Source organism: Allobosea sp. (assembly GCF_030694325.1).
Taxonomy (GTDB): domain Bacteria; phylum Pseudomonadota; class Alphaproteobacteria; order Rhizobiales; family Beijerinckiaceae; genus Allobosea.
Map to the genome: position 1 here is coordinate 1 of NZ_JAUXYO010000173.1, position 1,366 is coordinate 1,366.

The 1,366-nt window shown below is 73.6% G+C and carries 1 protein-coding gene; it reads left to right on the top strand.

Annotation, left to right across the window (positions count from 1 at the left end):
• Positions 1 to 1,366: pseudouridine synthase (locus Q8M82_RS10755; RefSeq protein WP_305691355.1), on the top strand; the 1,366-nt coding region annotated here is incomplete at both ends.

Genomic DNA, 1,366 nt, shown 5'->3' on the forward strand with positions numbered 1-1,366 from the left:
CGGCGCGTCCGTTCCGGGCCCGCCCCGATGGCGAGCGCAGTCCGAGCCGCCCGCCGCGCGAGGGCTTCGCGCCCCGTGGCGAGCGTGCCGGCGGACCAGGCGCCGGGCCCCAGCGCTTCGACAAACCCCGCTCCGACCGTCCGCGCTCCGACGGCCCCGCGCGTCCGCGGCGGGCCCGCGAGGAGGCGCCCGCGCCCGTCTCCGACGCTAAGCTGCTGCCCTCGCTGATCCAAGAGCCCGAGCGGATCGCCAAGGTGATGGCGCGCGCCGGCGTCGCCTCGCGCCGCGACAGCGAGGCGATCATCCTCGAAGGCCGCGTCAGCGTGAACGGTCGCGTGATCGACAGCCCGGCGCTGGACATCGGCCCCGACGATGTCGTGCTGATCGACGGCGAGCCGCTGCCGGCGCGCGAGCGCACGCGGATGTGGCTCTATCACAAGCCGCGCGGGCTGGTGACGACCAACCACGATCCCGAAGGTCGGCCGACGGTGTTCGACGCGCTGCCGGAGGATCTGCCGCGCGTGCTCTCGATCGGGCGGCTCGACATCAACACCGAAGGCCTGCTGCTGCTGACCAATGACGGCGGGCTGGCGCGCATGCTGGAGCTGCCCGAGACCGGCTGGCTGCGGCGCTATCGCGTGCGCGCCTTCGGCTCGGTGACGCAGGACAAGCTCGACAGCTTACGCGACGGCGTCACCATTGAAGGCGTCTCCTATGGCCCGGTGGTGGCGCGTTTCGAGCGCCAGCAGGGCTCCAACACCTGGCTGACGGTGGATCTGCGCGAGGGCAAGAACCGCGAGGTCAAGACGGTGCTCGAGCATCTCGGCCTCGATGTGAACCGGCTGATCCGGGTCTCGTTCGGGCCGTTCCAGCTCGCCGACCTGCCCGAGGGCGAGGTCGACGAGATTCGCTCGCGGGTGCTGAAGGACCAGCTCGGCGAGGAGCTGATGGCCAAGGCCGGCGTCGATTTCGAGGCGCCGCGGCGCGACGAGCTGCCGGCGGCCCCGCCGAGACCGCCCGTGAGCAAGTCTGCGCCCAGCGGCGAGGACCGCCCGCGCCGGCGCGAGACCGGCGAGCGCGACGGCAAGCCCGAGCGCTGGCAGAGCGACGCCGTGCGCACGCCCTCGCAGGACGACCGCAGCGACAAGCCGTGGAAGCGCACCGTCTGGCGCGATGCCGAGGCCGAGCCGCAGCGCGAGCGCAAGGCCCCGCCGCGTCGGGGCGCCGACCCCAAGGCCGAGCGCCAGACGCGCGAGGCCAGCGGTGAGGTGGTGCGTCGCCGCGACAAGGCGATCGCCGATCCCAAGGGCCGGCGCGTGCTGGTCGAGCGCGTCGGCGCCCCGCCCCGTGAAGAGCGTACAGAGCG